Below are 710 nucleotides of genomic sequence, written 5' to 3' on the forward strand. Positions count from 1 at the left end.
TTTGGAACGGTGGCGCGGCACAGTGGCGGCGAGGGCGCAGCGATCCGCGCACGGCGCCCCACCCAACCGCCACTGTCCTCCCAGGAGTCCGATGCCATGACCGCCCACGCCCCCGCCCATACCGCCGCCCACTCGCCGTCCCACCGCCTTGCGCCCCTTGGGCTGCGCCACCCGCTCGTGGCCGCGCTGCTGCTGGCCGGCGCCGCATGGGCCTTGCCGGCGCAGGCCCAGGGGCCCTGGCAGGGGCGCTGGGCCGGGGGCGGGGGCCTGAAGACCGTCGGGTGGCTGGGAGAGCAGAGCCCCCGCAGCATTTCGCGGCTGCCCGAAGGCGTGCAGCGCCTCTTCGAGGTGCCCTACGGCAACGACCCGCTGCAACGCATGGACGTGTACCTGCCGCCCGACTCCGCGCGGCCGGCCGCCGGGCCACGGGCGCCGATCCTCTTCATGGTCCACGGCGGCGCGTGGCGCACGGGCGACAAGGCCATGGAGCGCGTGGTGCAGGAGAAGGTGGCGCGCTGGGTGCCGCTCGGTTTCGTGCTGGTGTCGGTCAACTACCGGCTGCTGCCGGACACGGGCGTGGCGCTGCAGGCGCACGACGTGGCCACGGCCCTCACCACGGTCCAGCAGCGGGCGGCGCAGTGGGGGGCCGACGGCACCCGGACCGTGCTCATGGGCCATTCGGCGGGCGCGCACCTGGTGGCGCTGCTGAA

General features: G+C 75.2%; 1 protein-coding gene. It reads left to right on the forward strand.

The annotated features are described in order from the left end of the window. Positions 1 to 96: 96 nt before the first annotated feature. A partial coding sequence (locus AC27KI_RS26545) for an alpha/beta hydrolase (RefSeq protein WP_487116864.1) occupies positions 97 to 710 on the forward strand: 614 nt, incomplete at its 3' end.

This window comes from Acidovorax sp. KPB24-03 (genome assembly GCF_057546605.1).